At 27.5% G+C, this 18,139-nt stretch carries 20 protein-coding genes; 18 read left to right on the forward strand and 2 right to left on the reverse strand.

Features of this window, described 5'->3' with window-relative positions; genetic code table 11:
* The first annotated feature begins 414 nt into the window (after positions 1-414).
* The 18 genes from CCANL266_RS09155 (at position 415) to CCANL266_RS09240 (ending at position 15,555) form a co-directional block, all read left to right on the forward strand.
* The gene (locus CCANL266_RS09155; RefSeq protein WP_172234230.1) at positions 415-1,335 is read left to right on the forward strand and encodes a Cj0814 family flagellar-dependent secreted protein; all 921 of its coding nucleotides are present in this window, start codon (positions 415-417) and stop codon (positions 1,333-1,335) included.
* 266 nt (positions 1,336-1,601) lie between these two features.
* A complete protein-coding gene (locus CCANL266_RS09160; protein ID WP_172234232.1) occupies positions 1,602-2,168 on the forward strand; it encodes a hypothetical protein in 567 nt (188 codons plus the stop codon).
* Positions 2,169-2,203: 35 nt separating this feature from the next.
* The gene (locus CCANL266_RS09165; RefSeq protein WP_172234234.1) at positions 2,204-3,343 is read left to right on the forward strand and encodes a Cj0814 family flagellar-dependent secreted protein; all 1,140 of its coding nucleotides are present in this window, start codon (positions 2,204-2,206) and stop codon (positions 3,341-3,343) included.
* Between the two features lie 14 nt (positions 3,344-3,357).
* Entirely contained in the window at positions 3,358-4,365 is a 1,008-nt protein-coding gene (locus CCANL266_RS09170) for a Cj0814 family flagellar-dependent secreted protein (protein ID WP_172229576.1), read from the forward strand.
* 14 nt (positions 4,366-4,379) lie between these two features.
* A complete protein-coding gene (locus tag CCANL266_RS09175; RefSeq protein ID WP_172234236.1) occupies positions 4,380-5,351 on the forward strand; it encodes a hypothetical protein in 972 nt (323 codons plus the stop codon).
* Positions 5,352-5,432: 81 nt separating this feature from the next.
* Positions 5,433-6,050, forward strand: coding sequence for a hypothetical protein (locus tag CCANL266_RS09180; protein ID WP_172234238.1), 618 nt, complete (start codon positions 5,433-5,435; stop codon positions 6,048-6,050).
* A gap of 2 nt (positions 6,051-6,052) precedes the next feature.
* On the forward strand, positions 6,053-6,823 hold the full coding sequence (locus tag CCANL266_RS09185; protein ID WP_172234240.1) for a hypothetical protein: 771 nt from the start codon (positions 6,053-6,055) through the stop codon (positions 6,821-6,823).
* A gap of 1 nt (position 6,824) precedes the next feature.
* Positions 6,825-7,469, forward strand: coding sequence for a hypothetical protein (locus CCANL266_RS09190; protein WP_172234242.1), 645 nt, complete (start codon positions 6,825-6,827; stop codon positions 7,467-7,469).
* Positions 7,470-7,550: 81 nt separating this feature from the next.
* Positions 7,551-8,192: a hypothetical protein gene (locus CCANL266_RS09195; protein WP_172234244.1), complete on the forward strand. Its 642-nt coding sequence runs from the start codon at positions 7,551-7,553 to the stop codon at positions 8,190-8,192.
* A gap of 9 nt (positions 8,193-8,201) precedes the next feature.
* Complete coding sequence (locus CCANL266_RS09200) at positions 8,202-8,828, forward strand: hypothetical protein (RefSeq protein ID WP_172234246.1); 627 nt, start codon at positions 8,202-8,204, stop codon at positions 8,826-8,828.
* Between the two features lie 135 nt (positions 8,829-8,963).
* Positions 8,964-9,542: a hypothetical protein gene (locus CCANL266_RS09205; protein WP_172234248.1), complete on the forward strand. Its 579-nt coding sequence runs from the start codon at positions 8,964-8,966 to the stop codon at positions 9,540-9,542.
* Between the two features lie 24 nt (positions 9,543-9,566).
* Complete coding sequence (locus tag CCANL266_RS09210) at positions 9,567-10,634, forward strand: Cj0814 family flagellar-dependent secreted protein (RefSeq protein ID WP_172234250.1); 1,068 nt, start codon at positions 9,567-9,569, stop codon at positions 10,632-10,634.
* A 158-nt stretch (positions 10,635-10,792) separates the two neighbouring features.
* The gene (locus CCANL266_RS09215) at positions 10,793-11,368 is read left to right on the forward strand and encodes a hypothetical protein (protein ID WP_172234252.1); all 576 of its coding nucleotides are present in this window, start codon (positions 10,793-10,795) and stop codon (positions 11,366-11,368) included.
* 24 nt (positions 11,369-11,392) lie between these two features.
* Positions 11,393-12,577: a Cj0814 family flagellar-dependent secreted protein gene (locus CCANL266_RS09220; RefSeq protein WP_172234254.1), complete on the forward strand. Its 1,185-nt coding sequence runs from the start codon at positions 11,393-11,395 to the stop codon at positions 12,575-12,577.
* A gap of 157 nt (positions 12,578-12,734) precedes the next feature.
* Positions 12,735-13,355 carry a hypothetical protein gene (locus CCANL266_RS09225; RefSeq protein WP_172234256.1) on the forward strand — a complete coding sequence of 207 codons (621 nt, stop codon included), beginning with the start codon at positions 12,735-12,737 and terminating at the stop codon, positions 13,353-13,355.
* A gap of 18 nt (positions 13,356-13,373) precedes the next feature.
* Entirely contained in the window at positions 13,374-14,132 is a 759-nt protein-coding gene (locus tag CCANL266_RS09230; RefSeq protein ID WP_172234258.1) for a hypothetical protein, read from the forward strand.
* Positions 14,133-14,161: 29 nt separating this feature from the next.
* Positions 14,162-15,013 (forward strand): hypothetical protein, encoded by an 852-nt coding sequence (locus tag CCANL266_RS09235; protein WP_172234260.1) that lies wholly within the window; start codon positions 14,162-14,164, stop codon positions 15,011-15,013.
* Entirely contained in the window at positions 14,998-15,555 is a 558-nt protein-coding gene (locus tag CCANL266_RS09240) for a C39 family peptidase (protein ID WP_172234262.1), read from the forward strand. The genes CCANL266_RS09235 and CCANL266_RS09240 overlap by 16 nt, the downstream gene beginning before the upstream one ends.
* Before the next feature lie 36 nt (positions 15,556-15,591).
* Here the strand turns inward: CCANL266_RS09240 and CCANL266_RS09245 are convergent, their stop codons facing one another.
* Together CCANL266_RS09245 and CCANL266_RS09250 are read right to left on the reverse strand one after the other, a co-directional pair.
* The gene (locus CCANL266_RS09245; protein ID WP_172234264.1) at positions 15,592-16,692 is read right to left on the reverse strand and encodes an alanine/ornithine racemase family PLP-dependent enzyme; all 1,101 of its coding nucleotides are present in this window, start codon (positions 16,690-16,692) and stop codon (positions 15,592-15,594) included.
* Positions 16,693-18,126, reverse strand: a complete 1,434-nt coding sequence (locus tag CCANL266_RS09250) for an APC family permease (protein WP_172234266.1) — start codon at positions 18,124-18,126, stop codon at positions 16,693-16,695.
* Between the last annotated feature and the right edge of the window lie 13 nt (positions 18,127-18,139).

Raw genomic sequence — 18,139 nt, forward strand, 5'->3', positions numbered from 1 at the left:
TAGCATTTATTCTCCTTTATTTTCTATATCGGCATTTTTATTTTTGTAAATATTTTAAAAAATAAAAAAAGAAAATGTTTTAACTATAACTTCAATTTTAATCTTAATCTACAAGCAAGCTTGTTTGAGCCTTATGAGACTAGATACAAAAGACCACATACAAAATACGCTATTACATCTCGTGGTACTTTATTTTGTAGCCCTTATATTAATGATTAATATAAAATAATTTAGTCTAATATTTTAAATTATAATTTTATTTAAATATGTAGATTTTACTATAGTTTTTATCTATATATTTACATTATTAATATAAATTTTATTTTTAAATAATAAGCTTTAATTCAAAATTAATTAAATATTATTAATCACTTAAATCAAATTTTAAAAAGCTTTTTATTTAAAGGAGCAACAATGAAAGTAAATGCAACAGGAATTCATACAACTATTACAGTAAAAAAATCTACTAAGAATGATTTAAATTTTGGTGACTTTTTAAACAATAATGAAAAAACTCAAGCAATAATTAACGAACAAAAATCCAATAAAGCATTTAATACATTAAGCACTTCTTCAATCTTTAATCCACTTTATGGTTATAGCGTGGATAATAATGGCTTTATGGGTGCTGATTTTAATAAGGCTGCAGGCTTGCCAGATGATTTTAAAATACACTCAAGCACTCTAAAAGAAATAGAAAGATACAATGAAACAATGAATGTTTATTCAGTTATGAAAAGAAATCTAGGCTCTGCAAAATATAAAAAAACCTTTGATAATATTGATATGGCAGATACAATAAAGCAGTATTACAAGCTTTTTAGCACTATTACACACGATAATAAAGACTACCCAATGGGTGTTAGTATAGATACTGGTAGCACTGGATTTAGTTTTGATTATATAGGCGATGTAAGCAAGTATAAAGTTACTAATATTTATAAAACTAATGAAGAATTAAATTATGCAAAAAGCATTGATGCAATAGGCTTTAATGTATTTGAGCTTAGCTTTGTACCAAAAAATGTTGCAGAAGATGATAAAGAATTTAGCTTTAGCCCTGATTTTTCTATGTACAATGAAAAAGAACGCAATTTTATAGGCTTTTTACAAAGCATTGAACCACATGCTAGTAAAAGTGGTAACACTAGATTAAGTCAAAGTGCTTTAAGTTATGCTCTAATGACAAAAGCAGACCATGAAAATATACAAGCACAAATGCGCAGCCACAATATCTTATTAAAAACTGCAGAAGAAATAAAAAATAGTGGCATTGATGAGTTGTTAAAAACAAATAATGAAGTAGCTAGATTTTTAGAAAAAACTAAGGTTTGATATAAGTATAAATTAAAATCTTTAGCGCCTTTACTAATATTACTTTAAATATTAAGCTTGATTAAAACAAATCAAAATAATTAAAAAAGCAAATTACAAATATCTTAAATATACCCCACAAAGATAAGTGGGGGTGCTTATTAGCTTATAAAAATAGCGAGAATTTATACGATAAAAGGGTTTAAAAATATATAAATAAAAATTCAATTTATCTATTGTAAATTTTTTATTATTTTTGCCGATGTTAGTTAACTAAAGGAGAAGTTATGTTTAAAAAAACATTAAAAACTTTATCTTTACTAACTATTTTAAGCTTAGCTGCTAATGCTAATGATTTATTAGCAGAGATTACTAATAATGCTATAAGTGATAATTCATTAGGTGTTAAAGTTTTAAATAAAGAACAAATGAGTAAAGTTCGTGGCGGGTATACTTTTACTTATCATTCAAAATTAGTAGATACTTTGTATTCAAGACAAGTTTACTATGTATTAGAATTAAACACAAATGAAAAATTAGGAAAAGGAATTTGTTATTTTAATAGAGATTGTATAACTAGTAATTTAGGTTTATCAGAAAAGAGAAATCTTGATAATGCCTTAAGTGGTTTACTTTCAAATGAACTACCAGCAATAGCATTCACTCAGACAAAAACACCACAGTTTTTTGGATATACGTATAATTACAGTTATAATCCAAGGGCTGTGAATATTCAAACTGGTAAAGTTAGAACTTGGGCTGGAAATTCTTGGATAAGAAATGCAACACTAAATAAATCAATAAAAAACCATATTTTTATTGATTCTGGAAATAAATTTGGAAGATTTTATTAATATTTTAGGGCTCATTTGAGCCCAAAGGAATAATTATGAAAATAATGGCTAATTCTTACACAATGTATCAAACAACCAATGTGAGTAAAAAAGAAACTAACAATGAAATTAAAAAAGTAGATGATAAAAAAGTAGGAGAAGTATTAGGATACGGAGTTGATAAAGATGGCTTTTTTACAAGCGATTTTAACAAAGCCGCAGGTATTCCAGATAATTTTAAAATACATAGTGATACTTTAAAAAATCTAGTAAATGATAATGAAAATTCATATTTAGCATATAAACCATTTTATGAAATTGATATAGCAAAAAGTGTAGGAAATGCTTATAAAATCTTAAGCCAAGTTGTAGGAGATGATATATTAAACTCTAAAGAATTTTTTAATACCGAAGATATAAAGCAATTTCCACAAGGTTATATTCAAGCAAGAAGCGATGAAATCAAAATTAACAAAATTTTACATTCATCTGATGATTATGAAAACAATCACGGAATGACTTTTCAAAATGAACTTTATCAAACTCATCATCCTTTATTTTATTCTTTTGATAATGATGATAGAACAAAACCAAACACAAATGTTTTTCCACCTGACAATGCCAAGCAAGACCCTAGATTTAGTGGATATTTTGGTGATTATGATGTGGCAAAACAAAAGTATATAAATGAAAATGGCGAAATATCAAAAGGTGGACTTTTAATAGGTATATTAAAATCAAACCCAACTTTAATTGAAGGAGAAAGCACATATAAAGGTAAATTAAGTGGTTATGATAGAAAAATTAGCTCAGCTACATTTTTTGCATTTGATAAAGCGTTAGGAATGCAAGTACTGGCAAGGGGCGAAAATGGTTTTACAAGTGCTGAAGTTGAAAATATGCCAAGATGGCTGAAAGATTATGTTCGATTAAATGCTTACGATAAACCAATAAGCCAAAGAAGTACTATAGTTGGAAGTGATAATTATACTAAAACCTTATATAGCCCTACTAGTGGATTTTTTAGTGACAATAAAAAGGCTGAAGAAAAACAACTTGATGAATTTATGAGAAAAATAAGAGAATTAATAGGTATGGAAAATCCAAATAAAAACATTAGCGAATTAAATTATGATGAGTTTTTAAAACTAGCTTTTAGTTTTAGCCAAAATAAAATGCTAAACATGAAAGTCTAATCAAAGGAATAATTATGAAAATAATGGCTAATTCTTACACAATGTATCAAACAACCAATGTGAGTAAAAAAGAAACTAACAATGAAATTAAAAAAGTAGATGATAAAAAAGTAGGAGAAGTATTAGGATACGGAATTGATAAGGATGGCTTTTTTACAAGTGATTTTAACAAAGCTGCAGGTATACCAGAAGATTTTAAAATACATAGTGATAGTTTAAAATCTCTAGTAGAACATAATGAAAATGCAATATCGCTTTATAAAACTTGTAAATCAATTGATATAGCAAAAAGCGTTGGTAATGCTTATAATGTTGTAAGACAAGTTGTAGGAGATGAATTTTTAAATTCAAACGATAGTTTTTCTAAAGATACTTTATCAAATACCCCGCATTTATATGAAATGAGAAAAAGCACCTTAGAAATTACTCAAATATTTAATAATGATGAAAAATTTAATGATTATTTTAAATCTAAAGATTATTCTAATATTTTTTCAAAACACAAAGACACATACGCATTATCAACTATTTTTGGTGCAAATGATAATATTTTTAATTATTATGAAACACGAGATGATAATATTTACGCTAAATGGCTTAGTAGCTCTGCTTCAATTTGCTGGAATCCACATGAAGAACATTATAAAACTGAAAACAACGAATACACAAAAGGTGGCTTATTAATTGCAGCTCTTAAAAGCAATTATTTTTTAGTAGAAGGTGAGAGAACTGATTATGCTAAGCAAATAGGAGAGGATAGATTTACCCCTATGGATAGGTTAAATTATGGTGCCGTGCCTAAAGATCTTAGCTCATTAAAATTACAAAATGTAGATGGGTTTGATGGTAAAGAATTTGAAAATATTATGAAATGGTATGAAAAGCTATTATACGAAATGCTAAATGCTAACAAATTAAGAGCACCTAAAAAATTAGATGATTACGAAACATTTGAAGAGTTTTTAAAAGCAGCTTTGCAATATAGCCAAAAAAATATAAGTTTATTTGATATGAAGGTATAGTAAAAGGAGAGATTATGCAAATTAATTCCAATATGAATATTAATTACAATGCAATAACAAATTCAAACAATGAAAAGCTAAAAGCTTCAAATCAAGATAATGTAAAGGAACAACTTGAAAATTTTCAAGATAATCTAAAAAAACAAGCTGCAAATTTATTAAAAGATGTAGCACAAGATGAATGTGGCACCTATGATCCAACTATTACACATAAAATACTTTTAACTATGAATAAATCCGATAATCCAGAACTTTACGATATTATTGATGGCGAGTTTGTAGAAGGTATGCTTTATTATGGAATGAGTAAAGAAGAACGAGAGGCTTGGATAGAGCATAGTAAGAGTGTTGGGGCTGAGGAAGTAGTAAAGGTGGTTAATTCTTTACACCCTGCATTTTTCAACGATAACGATGATTTAAAAGCTCTTAAGAAATTAGATGCTTTACAAACAGATACAAAGGCTAATAATATTTATAATCAAGCATTCATTAAAAACGATTCAAAACTTTTAGAGTTTTTAAAGCAAAACGAGATTGTGGGCATTAGATTTGCTACTAATGATACAAAGTTTGGTGATACTAGCGTGCCTGAGTTTTATTTAAGCAGATTTGATAAAGGCAATATAAAGCTAGGAGATGTTTTTTGTGGGAGCGGTGGCTTTATGGATAGGCTTATGGATTTATTTGCCCTTGATGATATAAATAAATTTAAAGATGGGTATTTAGCTTTAAAAAAAGAAGTTGATGGACAACTAAAACAAAATGACTTAGCAAAACAAGCTACAGAAAAAATGCAAAATTCACAGGAAAAAGAAGAAGAACAAAAACCATTCAAAACTATAGAAGCAAAAAGCACTAATGTTCGTGAAAGTATGCAAGATATTTTAAAAAAGATTGATATTAATAAGATAAAAGATGAAAGAGAATTATTAATCATCTTATTAGCTTATAAAAATAGCGAGAATTTATACGATAAAAGGGTTTAAAAATATATAAATAAAAATTCAATTTATCTATTGTAAATTTTTTATTATTTTTGCCGATGTTAGTTAACTAAAGGAGAAGTTATGTTTAAAAAAACATTAAAAACTTTATCTTTACTAACTATTTTAAGCTTAGCTGCTAATGCTAATGATTTATTAGCAGAGATTACTAATAATGCTATAAGTGATAATTCATTAGGTGTTAAAGTTTTAAATAAAGAACAAATGAGTAAAATTCGTGGCGGGTATGTACCTTATGATTTTACGATTGGTAATTTAGGTTTAGTTATTGCTTTTACTTCCAATAATACAGAATTAGGTGCTAGATATACAAATGATGGGGACTTATTAAGAAATAGCATAGGGCTTTGTCCCATGGGACAATCTCAATGCTATTTTAACCCTGAAACTAAAATGCACAATGAATTAAACACTAAAAGGCTATTTGAATATTGGGCTGCATTAGGCAATTATTATAAAGTTACTCAATATTATTTAGCTTATGGAGTACAAAAAGAAATACATCACTCTAAATATGTAGGCCCTTTTACTGTTTTTAAATATAAAGTATTTGCAGTAGATAAGAATAATTATAGTTTGCATGATATTACAAATTCATATAATTTAAATGATAATATGATTGTAAATGAGTTAAAACGTGAATATAAAACAAGATTGGAACTTAAATTAGGTGGAATGTAATAATGATAAATAATGTAAATTATACAATGCCTACTTTATATACCCAAAAAACAAATCAAAATAATGTAAAAGAACAAATCACAAAGATCTTAAAAGATGTCTCGCAAGATGAGTGGGGTACTTATGAGCCAAACGCAGTACTAAATAAATTAGGAGCTTTTAAAAAAGATAGCGATATTTACAAAGCCTTAGAGAACGAAATGCTAAAAGGAATAATTACTTACAAAAAAGACCCAAACGAAGAAATATTAAGCACCAAAGAATTACTTACTGTAAATAAGAGCGAAGCTGCTTGGGTTGTAGCACTTAAGCTAGAAGTTCAACCTTTATTTAATTTTAAAAACAATTCAATCTATCAAAGAGCTTTTAATCAAAATAACGACGATTCAAAAGAGCTTTTAGAATTTTTAAAAGAAAATCCTATAGATAAATTATCTTTAAGTGATAAAAAAATTAAAAAAACTTTTGAAGACAATGATAATAGACTAGAAATACTGTTTGCAAATGAAGAAATAAGCATAAAAGACTTTAAAAAAGAATATTTAAAATTAAAAGCTCTTTATGATGACAAAAAACTAAAAGAAGAAAACAAAGAAAAAACTGAAGAGCAAAAAATACTTAAACCTATAGAAGCAAAAAGCACTAATGTTCGTGAAAGTATGCAAGATATTTTAAAAAAAATTGATATTAATAAGATAAAAGATGAAAGAGAATTATTAATCATCTTATTAGCTTATAAAAATAGCGAGAATTTATATGATAAAAGGGTTTAAAATGCAAATTGATAATAGTAATTTTATTTTAAGAGATTGGAATGATGCTTATAAGGATTATAAAAAAGCAAAAACACAAGAAGAAGAAAGCAAATATTTAAAAGAATTAACTGATATTGCCGTATTTAAAGGCTGGAATGATACTCAAACAAACAGCAGCAATACAACACCAACGGATATTAGTAATACTTCTATGTTTTATATTTATATGCTTGATTGTAATTATGCTAAGCTTCATCCTGAGACATTTATCTCAAAACTCTTGCAAAATAACGATGAAGCAAAAGACATTAAGACATTTTTAAAAGAAAACGCCTTAAATAATGATTACACCGCTAATTATGATTATAAAATTAAAGAGCTTTTTGCAAGCAATATTAGCATAGATGATTTTAAGCAAAAATATTTAAATCGCATAAGCGAACTAAAGCAAGAAAACCTAAAAAATAATATAAAAGCAATTAACAAAGAAATTAATAAAACAGATAATTTTAAACCTATAGAAGCAAAAAGCACTAATGTTCGTGAAAGTATGCAAGATATTTTAAAAAAGATTGATATTAATAAGATAAAAGATGAAAGAGATTTATTGGCTTTAATTCTAGCTTATAAAAATAGCGAGAATTTATATGATAAAAGGGTTTAAAAATATATAAATAAAAATTCAATTTATCTATTGTAAACTTTTTATTATTTTTGCCGATGTTAGTTAATTAAAGGAGAAGTTATGTTTAAAAAAACATTAAAAACTTTATCTTTACTAACTATTTTAAGCTTAGCTGCTAATGCTAATGATTTATTAGCAGAGATTACTAATAATGCTATAAGTGATAATTCATTAGGTGTTAAAGTTTTAAATACTGAACAAATGAGTAAAGTTCGTGGCGGGTATGTTTTAACCGATATATATACATATGGTGGCATGGCATTTGTATTGGCTATTCCAAACGAATTTACTGAATTAGGAAGGGGTTTACCAAATTTACAAAAGCATCGTGGATTATGTCCCTTAGGGCAAACACAATGTTACGCAAATCCAAGCACTTTTGAACACATTGATAGAAATCAAGGCAGGCTTGTATACTATTTGCAAGCACTAGGTGGCAGAACCGTAACAGGTCATGTTTTATTATATGGTATAAAAAATATAAATGTAGGAAATGGAGCAATAGCACCAACTACTCATGTATATGCTGTAGAAAAAGAGTATTTAAATTTTTCAAATGCTAGCACATTACAAGAAAAAATATATATGCTTAATCGTTGGTTTGACCATGAGACAACAGATAGTTTTCAATTAGAATACAATCAAGTATTAAGAGAAATAAAACAAGCTGTAGGAATAGATTTAATAAGATTAGCAAGATAAGGATTTGGTATGATAGTTAATGGAATAAATAATTTTTCAAACATTTATATAAACAATCAAAGTAAAGTTAATAAACCTTACTATGAAGATGGAAAGGCTAGTTTAGAATATCTTAAACTAGCCCAAGAAAAGTTAGAAAACGATCCTATTTACAATCCTTTAAATGATAAAAACTTAGGTAAAAGCGAAATACTTAATCTAGCTTTATTTGGAGCATTAGACCCAGATATTGTAGAACAAAGAAAAATAGAATGGGAAAATACTCCAAAAATTGATACAGAAGAATTAGTAAAAACCCTAAATAAATTTTTCAAAAATTTAGATAAATTAACTTCAGATAGCATAAGCAATGAAGAAAAAAATAAATTAATGAAAAGTATTTTTTCTAATACAAATGAAGATATACAAATATCGCAATCTAAAGAAGAAATTAAGCAAGAAGAAAACAAAGAAAAAACTGAAGATAAAAAAGAAAAACCATTCAAAGCCATAGAAGCAAAAAGCACTAATGTTCGTGAAAGTATGCAAGATATTTTAAACAAACTTGATATTCGTAATATTAAAGATGAAAGAGATTTATTGGCTTTAATTCTAACTTATAAAAATAGCGAGAATTTATATGATAAAAGGGTTTAAAAATATATAAATAAAAATTCAATTTATCTATTGTAAACTTTTTATTATTTTTGCCGATGTTATTTTAAATATTAAGTTTTATTTAAAATAAATTAAAGCATTATGGTATTTTATTTAAATTTAAAGGAGAAAAAAATGTTTAAAAAAACATTAAAAACTTTATCTTTACTAACTATTTTAAGCTTAGCTGCTAATGCTAATGATTTATTAGCAGAGATTACTAATAATGCTATAAGTGATAATTCATTAGGTGTTAAAGTTTTAAATACTGAACAAATGAGTAAAGTTCGTGGCGGGTATATTGTAAGCTATTTTAATACTACATTTTATAGTACAAATTTATTGCAAACAAATCATGTAGTATTGTTTGGCGATAATGAATTAGATAAAAAAGCAGTATATATGTATGGTTATGATTTTCAAAAAACTGATAATGCTTCATATATGCAAAAAAATGAATTTATTGAAGCAACAATTGGATTAATGAGCGGAGAATTGTTGGCAATTTCTTTTACTCAAACAAAAATTCCTCAATTTATAGGAAGTCAATACAGTTATAGTTATGATCCAAAAGCTGTAAATTACTATACTGGTAAAACTAGAGCCATGACGGGTAATTCTTGGCTTAAAAATTTAGCACTTAACAAAGCAATTAGAAATGATATTTACATGCAAGTTATAAAAGAACATGGTAATTTTGCATTAGGGTTTTAAAAAACCATATTTAAAGGAATAATTATGAAAATAATGGCTAATTCTTACACAATGTATCAAACAACCAATGTGAGCAAAAAAGAAACTAACAATGAAATTAAAAAAGTAGATGATAAAAAAGTAGGAGAGGTATTAGGATACGGAGTTGATAAAGATGGCTTTTTTACAAGTGATTTTAACAAAGCCGCAGGTATTCCAGAAAATTTTAAAATCCATAGCGATAGTTTAAAATCTCTAGTAGAACAAAACAATAAAGCTCATATAATAGGTAAAAGATTTATGAATATTGACATAGCAAAAAGCGTTGGAAATGCTTATAAGGTCTTAAGCCAAGTTGTAAGTGAAGAGTTTTTAAATTCTAAAGAATTTTTTAGTAAAGAAGATATTAAAAATATGCCATGTGGCTTTGAGATAGATAATAGCACTTTTAGCGTAGGCAAGATTTTACAAAGTAGATATGATTTTGAAGATTATAATGATAAAGATATTCATGCAAGGGATTTTCAAAGAATAAAAGGTGCCGATACGCTATTTCATTATGATGGCGATGGCAAAATGGATATGTTTCCTGTACATAATGATAATTTTTCTCAAGGTTATTCTATTTTATGGGACGCTAAAGGCGATAATTACAAAAACAATCAAGGAGATGTAAGTCGTGGTGGAATATTAATAGCTGTATTAAGAAATAATCATTTTTTAGTAGAGGGCGAAAGAACTTATTGGGGCAAGATGAGTGGTGGGGATAGATTTGTAGATTATAAAGAATTTGCACAAAATGTCGCAAAACCACTTAATTCTATGGTAGCAAAAGGTTTAATAACACAAAGCGATATTTCAAAAATGCCAAAATGGTTAGCAGATGAAGCAAATAGATTATCACAAGATTTTAAAAGAGCAAGAAGCAAAGAATTAGCAAAAGAATTTGAAAATATTATGAAATGGTATGAAAAGCTATTATACGAAATGCTAAATGCTAACAAATTAAAAGCACCTAAAAAATTAGATGATTACGAAACCTTTGAAGAGTTTTTAAAAGCAGCTTTGCAATATAGCCAAAAAAATATAAGTTTATTTGATATGAAGGTTTAAATTCCTATTTTAAATTTCATAATTTTTAAAAATAGTTTAAAATAGGAATTAGAAGGGTTACTAAATGAAACATAATAAAAGTTTTTAACTTGATATTAAGTTTTACTTAAATTTATTTAAAATATTATGAGATTGTATTTCAAAATAAAGGAGAAGTTATGTTTAAAAAAACATTAAAAACTTTATCTTTACTAACTATTTTAAGCTTAGCTGCTAATGCTAATGATTTATTAGCAGAGATTACTAATAATGCTATAAGTGATAATTCATTAGGTGTTAAAGTTTTAAATACTGAACAAATGAGTAAAGTTCGTGGCGGGTATACTTTTAAATATATAGGAGCTACTATCAGTAACTCAACAATGTTACAAACAATTTTTAAGGTAGAGTATGATTATAATGAAAAGATGCTTAAAGCTATTTCAGGATATAATACTGATTTTAGCTTAGGTAGTAATCCTACAATTTTTCAAAAAAATGCTTATAATGATTCAATAAAAGCTTTATTACCGAATGAAGTTGTCGCAATAGCATTCACTCAAACAAAAACACCACAATTATTTGGAAGTGCTTATAGTTATAGTTTAAATGCAAGAGCTATTGATGTTACAACTGGCAAAGCTAGGGGTATAATTAATTCTTGGGTAGAAAGTGCTGCAAAAAATTTACAAGCAAAAAATTATATTTATACAGAAACGGCTAGAAGGCATGGTAATTTTGCATTAGGGTTTTAAAAAACCATATTTAAAGGAATAATTATGAAAATAATGGCTAATTCTTACACAATGTATCAAACAACTAATGTGAGTAAAAAAGAAACTAACAATGAAATTAAAAAAGTAGATGATAAAAAAATAGGAGAAGTATTAGGATACGGAGTTGATAAAGATGGCTTTTTTACAAGCGATTTTAACAAAGCTGCAGGTATACCAGAAGATTTTAAAATCCACAGCGATAGTTTAAAAAATCTAGTAGATAGAAATAACAATTCTTTAAGAGTGTATAGAAAGTATTATGAGATTGATATTGCAAAAACTGTTAATAACGCTTATACTCTTTTTAGCCAAATTGTAAGCGAAGATTTTTTAAACTCTAAAGAATTTTTTAATACCGAAGATATAAAGCAATTTCCACAAGGTTATGTTATCAAAAAAGGAACTTTTGAAGTAACAAAAATATTACAAAGCCCATATGAGTTTTCAAATGCTAATTTTGATAAAAGAACAGAAGATGTTGGTGGTATGTTTTTTCATTATAGAAATGAAGATAAAACTAAGCCAAATACCGTTGTTTTTCGTAGTAAGGAAATATTAGAAGAAGATAAATTGCATATAAGCAATTTTGACCCCGCAGAAGATAGATATAAAAATGAAAAAGGAGAATTCACAAAAGGTGGGCTTCTTATGGGATTTTTATCAAGCGATATAAGAGCAGTTATAGAAGCAGAGACTACTTACGATGGTAAATTTAGCGGTTATGATAGAAATATAAATAGGCAAGATTTTCATGCATTTGATATGGCACTTGGAGCACAGCTTATTAGTAGGGGTGAAAATGGCTTTACGAGCGCTGAAGTTGAGCGTATGCCAAGATGGCTGAAAGATTATGTAAAATTTAATAGATTTGATAAGAGTTTAAAGGAAAGAAGCGCTTTTTCTTCTTACGATACATATTCAAAACTAATGTTTAGCCCTATAAAAGATGGTGATTTTGAGGGAAAAAATATCACAAGTACTTTAGCTGGAAATAATAACCTTATATTAACTCCAGAGCAAATCAAAGCAGAAAGAGAGGCTTTAGAAAAATTTATGAAAAAGATAAGAGAATTAATGGGCATAGAAAACCATAGTAAAGCATCTAATATAATGAGTTTTGAAGATTTATTAAAACTAGCTTTTAGTTTTAGCCAAAAAAATATAAGTTTATTTGATATGAAGGTTTAAATTCCTATTTTAAATTTCATAATTTTTAAAAGGGTTTAGAATAGGAATTAGAAGGGTTACTAAATGAAACATAATAAAAGTTTTTAGCTTGATATTAAGTTTTATTTAAGATTATTTAAAATATTATGAGATTGTATTTCAAAATAAAGGAGAGGTTATGTTTAAAAAAACATTAAAAACTTTATCTTTACTAACTATTTTAAGCTTAGCTGCTAATGCTAATGATTTATTAGCAGAGATTACTAATAATGCTATAAGTGATAATTCATTAGGTGTTAAAGTTTTAAATCAAGAACAAATGAGTAAAGTTCGTGGCGGGTATGCTGTATATACTCAAACTTATGGAGATTCTTTAGCGATTGTATTAGCAATACCCGATAAGATTAATGAGCTTGGGATTATTGAAGGAGATGTCATAGCTAGTTTAGAGCATAGTAGAGGTATTTGCCCTATGGGACAAACTGAATGTTATAGCAATTATTCTTTACAACAACACAGCATGAGTAATACCCAAAGATTGGAAGAGTATAAAACAGCTTTAGGTGGATTATCTCCTTATAGATTTATGCTAGGGTATGGAGTAGTAAATAACAAAGCAATTTCTGGCACTGGACAAGAGTATAATTATTTTACTCCTATAATTTTAGCAATAGATTATAAAACAAGCGATATACACTATCCTATAGTTACTGAAACTATGTTAAACACACAAATAATAAGAGAAATTCGTGCTAAATATCAACAAGATATGCAGAATAGTTTAGGTGGATTAAGATAAAATTTAAAGGAGTAAAATATGAAAATCAGTTCAAATAATTATAATTTACCATTACAAAAGGCAAATAACAATCAAGCATTAGTTCAAGGAAGACTTGAAAATAAAGAAAATGCAAAAAGATATGATGATTTTATTAAAATGTTTTACCCCGATACTCACGATAGTTTGGACTTTAATTACCCAACTAATAGCAATGAAGCAAAAATCCAAAGTATGGTTATTTATATGTTACTTGAACATAAAGATGCTTTATATGGTGATATGTATACAAATACAATCTATGAAAGAGCTTTTAGCCCTAAAGCAAATCAAGATGTGCAAAAAGATTTAAAAGATTTTTTAAAGGAGCATTCGGACAGCTTAGGAGATTATAAATGGGATCAAGATGTAATAATAGCAAAGCTATTTAATGCAAGAAATATTAGCGAAGATGAGTTTAAACAAAGATATCTAGCAAGAATTGATGAAATAAAGCAAGACAAAGAGCATAAAAATATTCAAAATAGTGAAAATATTCAAAATAGTGAAAATATTCAAGATAGTAAAAACACAAAGCCAAGTAATGAAATATCAAGTATAAATGAAAACAAAGAAAAAACTGAAGATAAAAAAGAAAAACCATTCAAAGCCATAGAAGCAAAAAGCACTAATGTTCGTGAAAGTATGCAAGATATTTTAAAAAAGATTGATATTAATAAGATAAAAGATGAAAGAGAATTATTAATCATCTTATTAGCTTATAAAAATAGCGAGAATTTATACGATAAAAGGGTTTAAAATTTTATATTTTAATTAAAAGGAAGAGTTTGAAAAAGTTATTTTTTATAGCATTTACTTTAAGCTTTTTATTTGGCTCTGATGCTATTACTATTGATAGTCTTTTTAAAAGACAAGTCGGACTTAGAAGCATTACAAGTCTTAGTTTAATCACTAGCGGCAATGCCAATATCTACACAAGCTATCCAAGTCTAATAATAGGAGGTGACCCTGTGATTTGGACTGATAATAAAAGGCTTAGCTTAAATGAAACTTTAATATACTCATTTAATAACAAGCTTGATTTTATAGCTTCTTTTAGTGCTAACGCTACTAGAAATGAATATAGTAATTTTTTTACAGGCGAGCCAAAAAGCGAAAATCATTATTCCTTTGAGAGCTTGTGGCTTGGCTTTAATTATAGATTTAATAGCTTTGATGATAAAATACTTAGCTTTAGCTATCAAGCAGGATTAATTCAAAGAGAAAAAGCACTTGATGTAAATAAAAGCTTTTATTTTAAATCGCACTCAGCTAAATTAAATCTAAGAGGTTATAGCGACCCTGCTATTTGGGGCATTTATATGGGATTTACATATAATGATACTAGGGCTTTTGATAAACTAGCAATAAATTATGGAAATTCTTATAATTTTGGAGCAAATCTTAGTATTATATTAAGCCCTAAAATCAGTTTAGATTTAGAAGCTTCGCAAAGCTTTCAAACAGCTCAAAAAATTAATGGCATAAAATATACAAATCTAAGAAGTATTCCAACTTATAGCATAGGCTCAACTTATAGTATAAATGATGATACAAGTGTAAGTTTTAATGCTAGTTTAGGTGGTGGTTCGGCTGCTCCTGATAGTGTATTTAATATTAGTTTATGGCAAAAATTCTAATTATTTTCTTAACATTAAGCTATCTTAATGCCGAGTTTGCGGTTAAATCTCTTCAAGAAACAAAATACACTAATGTAATAAAACAAAACTATGAAGAATCCTGCGGGGCAAGTAGTGTAGCAACATTGCTAAATCTAATAAGCATCAAGCGTTTTAATGAAAATGATATTTTAAAGCTTTTAAATAAAAATACAAATATGCTAAGTTTTAATGAATTAAATAATGCCTTAAACAAACTTGGCTTTGAAGCTAAAGCATATAAACTAAATAGAAGTATTTTTGAGCAAATTTTTATACCAATAATTGTAAAGATTGAAAACGACCCAAGATTTCCACACTTTGTAGTTGTGTTAAATTATGATGGAGATTTTTTAAAAGTATATGACCCAAGCTTTGGCGAATATTTAAGCTCAAAAAAAGAATTTTATAGCGTATGGGATAAAGATGGCTTAGGAGGCTATGCGCTAATAGTAAAAGCAAAATTATTAAAAAATATAAATATAAATAAAATAAACACTACTTTTTTTAATTATTTTTTATAAACATTTACAAGCAAGAAGAACTTCTCCTTGCTTAAATTAATAAAGAAATATTTTATCAATGCCCTTAGTTTGACAAGCCATTAAAAGAGCAGTGTAATCTAATTCAAAATACACAAAATCCCCTAATTTTAATAAAGAATTATCAGGAATTTCTAATATCGTATGGTCGCTTGTTTGTCCTAAAATCACATAATTATCATCTACTGGAGTTATATTTTCACTTGGAATATCTTGGCGACCAAAAGCAAGTAAAGCACGACGCTTTATGCCTCTATCTTCAAAATGTTTTACTTTTAAAAAGGCGTCTACTCCAAGTTCTCCTACTGGAACTGTTGGCTTAGTATTAATTTCAATAATTTCTGCTCTTAACACATAAAGTGGGCTGCAAGCACGATTTACATCTTTACTTGAATGATGAAAATTATTTACATATTTCATATCAACATACTCAATTCCAAACTGATGAAGTCCGCCTATTCTTAAGTGATTTAATTTTTTATCCCATAATGCCTTATCAATAAGATGATAACTTGTGCAATTACCAGCGCTAAGTCTTGGAATTTTAATATCAACTATTTTGCTCATTTTTTCTGCAAGTTTTATAAAATCTTTAGAATTTTTTACACTTGGCAATACAGTTCCATAACAATTATAATTTGTTCCAAGCCCGAAAAGTTCTAAATTACTTGCTTTTTTTATATACATCATTGCTTTTTTTATCTCATCTTCTTTTTCAAACCAAATTCCTTCTCTTAAATCACCCATATCAATCATTAAAAGCACTTGATGTATTTTGTTTTGTTTTAAAGCTGCTGCATTTAGTTCTTTTAATATTTTTAGTTCACTATTTAAACTAATATCCGCATAACGCACAGTTTCATCAATTTCACTTAATAATGGACTTCTAAGCAAACAAGTAATACATCCTAATTCATTTTTTATATTTTTAAGATTATATAATCTGCTTTCAGCAATTACCTTTATTCCACCATCTAAAAGTGCTTTTGCGCTTTGTATGCAGCCATCAAACACCTTATTTACCCCCATTACCTCAACACCTTCTTTTTTTAAAAGCTCAACTTCAACTTCTACATTTTCTTTTAGTTTTTTTAAATCAATAATAAGCGCTGGTTTCATTTATTCTCCTTTATTTATATCATTTCTTTTAAGCGCCATAGAATAAGTTATTAACGCTGTTGCAATAGCTATTACTCCACCTAAAAAAATCTTAAAAAAATACCAAAATTTATCTATAAATGTAGCGTCGTTTGAGCTTAATTCTGCTGGTGGTATAAATATTAAAAATACAGCAAAAGACACGCTTAAAAATCCTAAAACAGGAAAAATTATAGGCAATATTTTACCTGGTATTTTAAATACTCTATGTACATCAGGTTTAATTTTTCTAAGATATATAAACGCTGGAAACATTATAAGGTAAGGTATAAAATAACATATAGTCGTAAGTGCAGTTAAAAACCAATATGCTTTAGCTATACTTTCACTTAAAAATGTAGACAAACATAAAACACAAACAATTATAGCTTGATAAATCAAAGCCTTATGTGGAGTTTGATATTTTGGATGGAGTTTTGATATCCCATCTCCTAAAATTTTATCTTCTTTACTTGCTTCTTGAAGCATATAAATAGGCCCTACAAGCCAAGAATTAACCTGCCCTACAACTCCAACAAATAAACAAATAGCAATAATTTGTAAAAGCCAAGGCATACTAAGAGCATTACCAGCAAAAGCAATTGCTTGAGTTATTCCTTCTACAATATCTGTTTTATCACTAGGATATATAGTATTTAATGCCCAAGTTCCTACCATATAAATACCAACTATACAAATAGCACTGTAAAACATAGCCCTAGGAAAATCTTTTTGTGGATTTGCTGTGCGACCTGCAACCATTCCTGATATTTCAAGCCCAGCAAAAGCAAACATCATAGAAGAAGCAAATACTATTGTATTCCAATCGCTTAAATTAGGCAAATAATTATCTAAACTAAATTCGTATTTACTTTGCATGCTGTAGCCACTTAAAAGCCATAAAAAAGCTAAAATTATAATAAGTGCTGTAGGTATAAAAATACCACAATAAGCGCTAATTGAATTAATGATTTTTGTCCATTTCATACCTAATATATTCAAAAATGTTAAAACGCAAAACATAACAATAGAACCTATGCCAATAAAATATTTCATAAAAATAGCATTATCTGTAAGCTCTTTTGGCATAAGATATGCAATAGCTGCAAAAGCAAATTGCAACATCATAGGAAAGAATATTACGCAAGAAAACAAATAACATACAGTTGCTATCCAACCCATTTTTTTACCAAAAGCTTCTTTTATCCAAACAAAAATTCCCCCATCTTTTGGCCAAGCTGTTGAAAGTTCTCCGCAAACCATAGCTAAAGGAATAAAAAAACAAAAAGCAGCAATAATCCATAAAATCATTGCACTAGCCCCATATGGGGCTACATTAGGAATTTGCCTAAGACTTAAAATACCAATTACATTCATAAAGACAATGTCTTTAGCTCCTAAAAGATTGTTACTCATAATTTATCCTTAA

Source organism: Campylobacter canadensis (assembly GCF_013177655.1).
Lineage (GTDB): Bacteria > Campylobacterota > Campylobacteria > Campylobacterales > Campylobacteraceae > Campylobacter_E > Campylobacter_E canadensis.

Excerpts from the sequence above, each read along its gene's own strand:
- CCANL266_RS09205 (WP_172234248.1), top strand. The coding sequence starts at position 8,964 with ATGTTTAAAAAAACATTAAAAACTTTATCTTTACTAACTATTTTAAGC.
- CCANL266_RS09240 (WP_172234262.1), top strand. The coding sequence starts at position 14,998 with ATGGCAAAAATTCTAATTATTTTCTTAACATTAAGCTATCTTAATGCC.
- CCANL266_RS09245 (WP_172234264.1), bottom strand. The coding sequence starts at position 16,692 with ATGAAACCAGCGCTTATTATTGATTTAAAAAAACTAAAAGAAAATGTA.
- CCANL266_RS09170 (WP_172229576.1), top strand. The coding sequence starts at position 3,358 with ATGAAAATAATGGCTAATTCTTACACAATGTATCAAACAACCAATGTG.
- CCANL266_RS09175 (WP_172234236.1), top strand. The coding sequence starts at position 4,380 with ATGCAAATTAATTCCAATATGAATATTAATTACAATGCAATAACAAAT.
- CCANL266_RS09230 (WP_172234258.1), top strand. The coding sequence starts at position 13,374 with ATGAAAATCAGTTCAAATAATTATAATTTACCATTACAAAAGGCAAAT.
- CCANL266_RS09250 (WP_172234266.1), bottom strand. The coding sequence starts at position 18,126 with ATGAGTAACAATCTTTTAGGAGCTAAAGACATTGTCTTTATGAATGTA.
- CCANL266_RS09190 (WP_172234242.1), top strand. The coding sequence starts at position 6,825 with ATGCAAATTGATAATAGTAATTTTATTTTAAGAGATTGGAATGATGCT.
- CCANL266_RS09220 (WP_172234254.1), top strand. The coding sequence starts at position 11,393 with ATGAAAATAATGGCTAATTCTTACACAATGTATCAAACAACTAATGTG.
- CCANL266_RS09155 (WP_172234230.1), top strand. The coding sequence starts at position 415 with ATGAAAGTAAATGCAACAGGAATTCATACAACTATTACAGTAAAAAAA.
- CCANL266_RS09210 (WP_172234250.1), top strand. The coding sequence starts at position 9,567 with ATGAAAATAATGGCTAATTCTTACACAATGTATCAAACAACCAATGTG.
- CCANL266_RS09185 (WP_172234240.1), top strand. The coding sequence starts at position 6,053 with ATGATAAATAATGTAAATTATACAATGCCTACTTTATATACCCAAAAA.
- CCANL266_RS09215 (WP_172234252.1), top strand. The coding sequence starts at position 10,793 with ATGTTTAAAAAAACATTAAAAACTTTATCTTTACTAACTATTTTAAGC.
- CCANL266_RS09195 (WP_172234244.1), top strand. The coding sequence starts at position 7,551 with ATGTTTAAAAAAACATTAAAAACTTTATCTTTACTAACTATTTTAAGC.
- CCANL266_RS09180 (WP_172234238.1), top strand. The coding sequence starts at position 5,433 with ATGTTTAAAAAAACATTAAAAACTTTATCTTTACTAACTATTTTAAGC.
- CCANL266_RS09165 (WP_172234234.1), top strand. The coding sequence starts at position 2,204 with ATGAAAATAATGGCTAATTCTTACACAATGTATCAAACAACCAATGTG.
- CCANL266_RS09160 (WP_172234232.1), top strand. The coding sequence starts at position 1,602 with ATGTTTAAAAAAACATTAAAAACTTTATCTTTACTAACTATTTTAAGC.
- CCANL266_RS09200 (WP_172234246.1), top strand. The coding sequence starts at position 8,202 with ATGATAGTTAATGGAATAAATAATTTTTCAAACATTTATATAAACAAT.
- CCANL266_RS09225 (WP_172234256.1), top strand. The coding sequence starts at position 12,735 with ATGTTTAAAAAAACATTAAAAACTTTATCTTTACTAACTATTTTAAGC.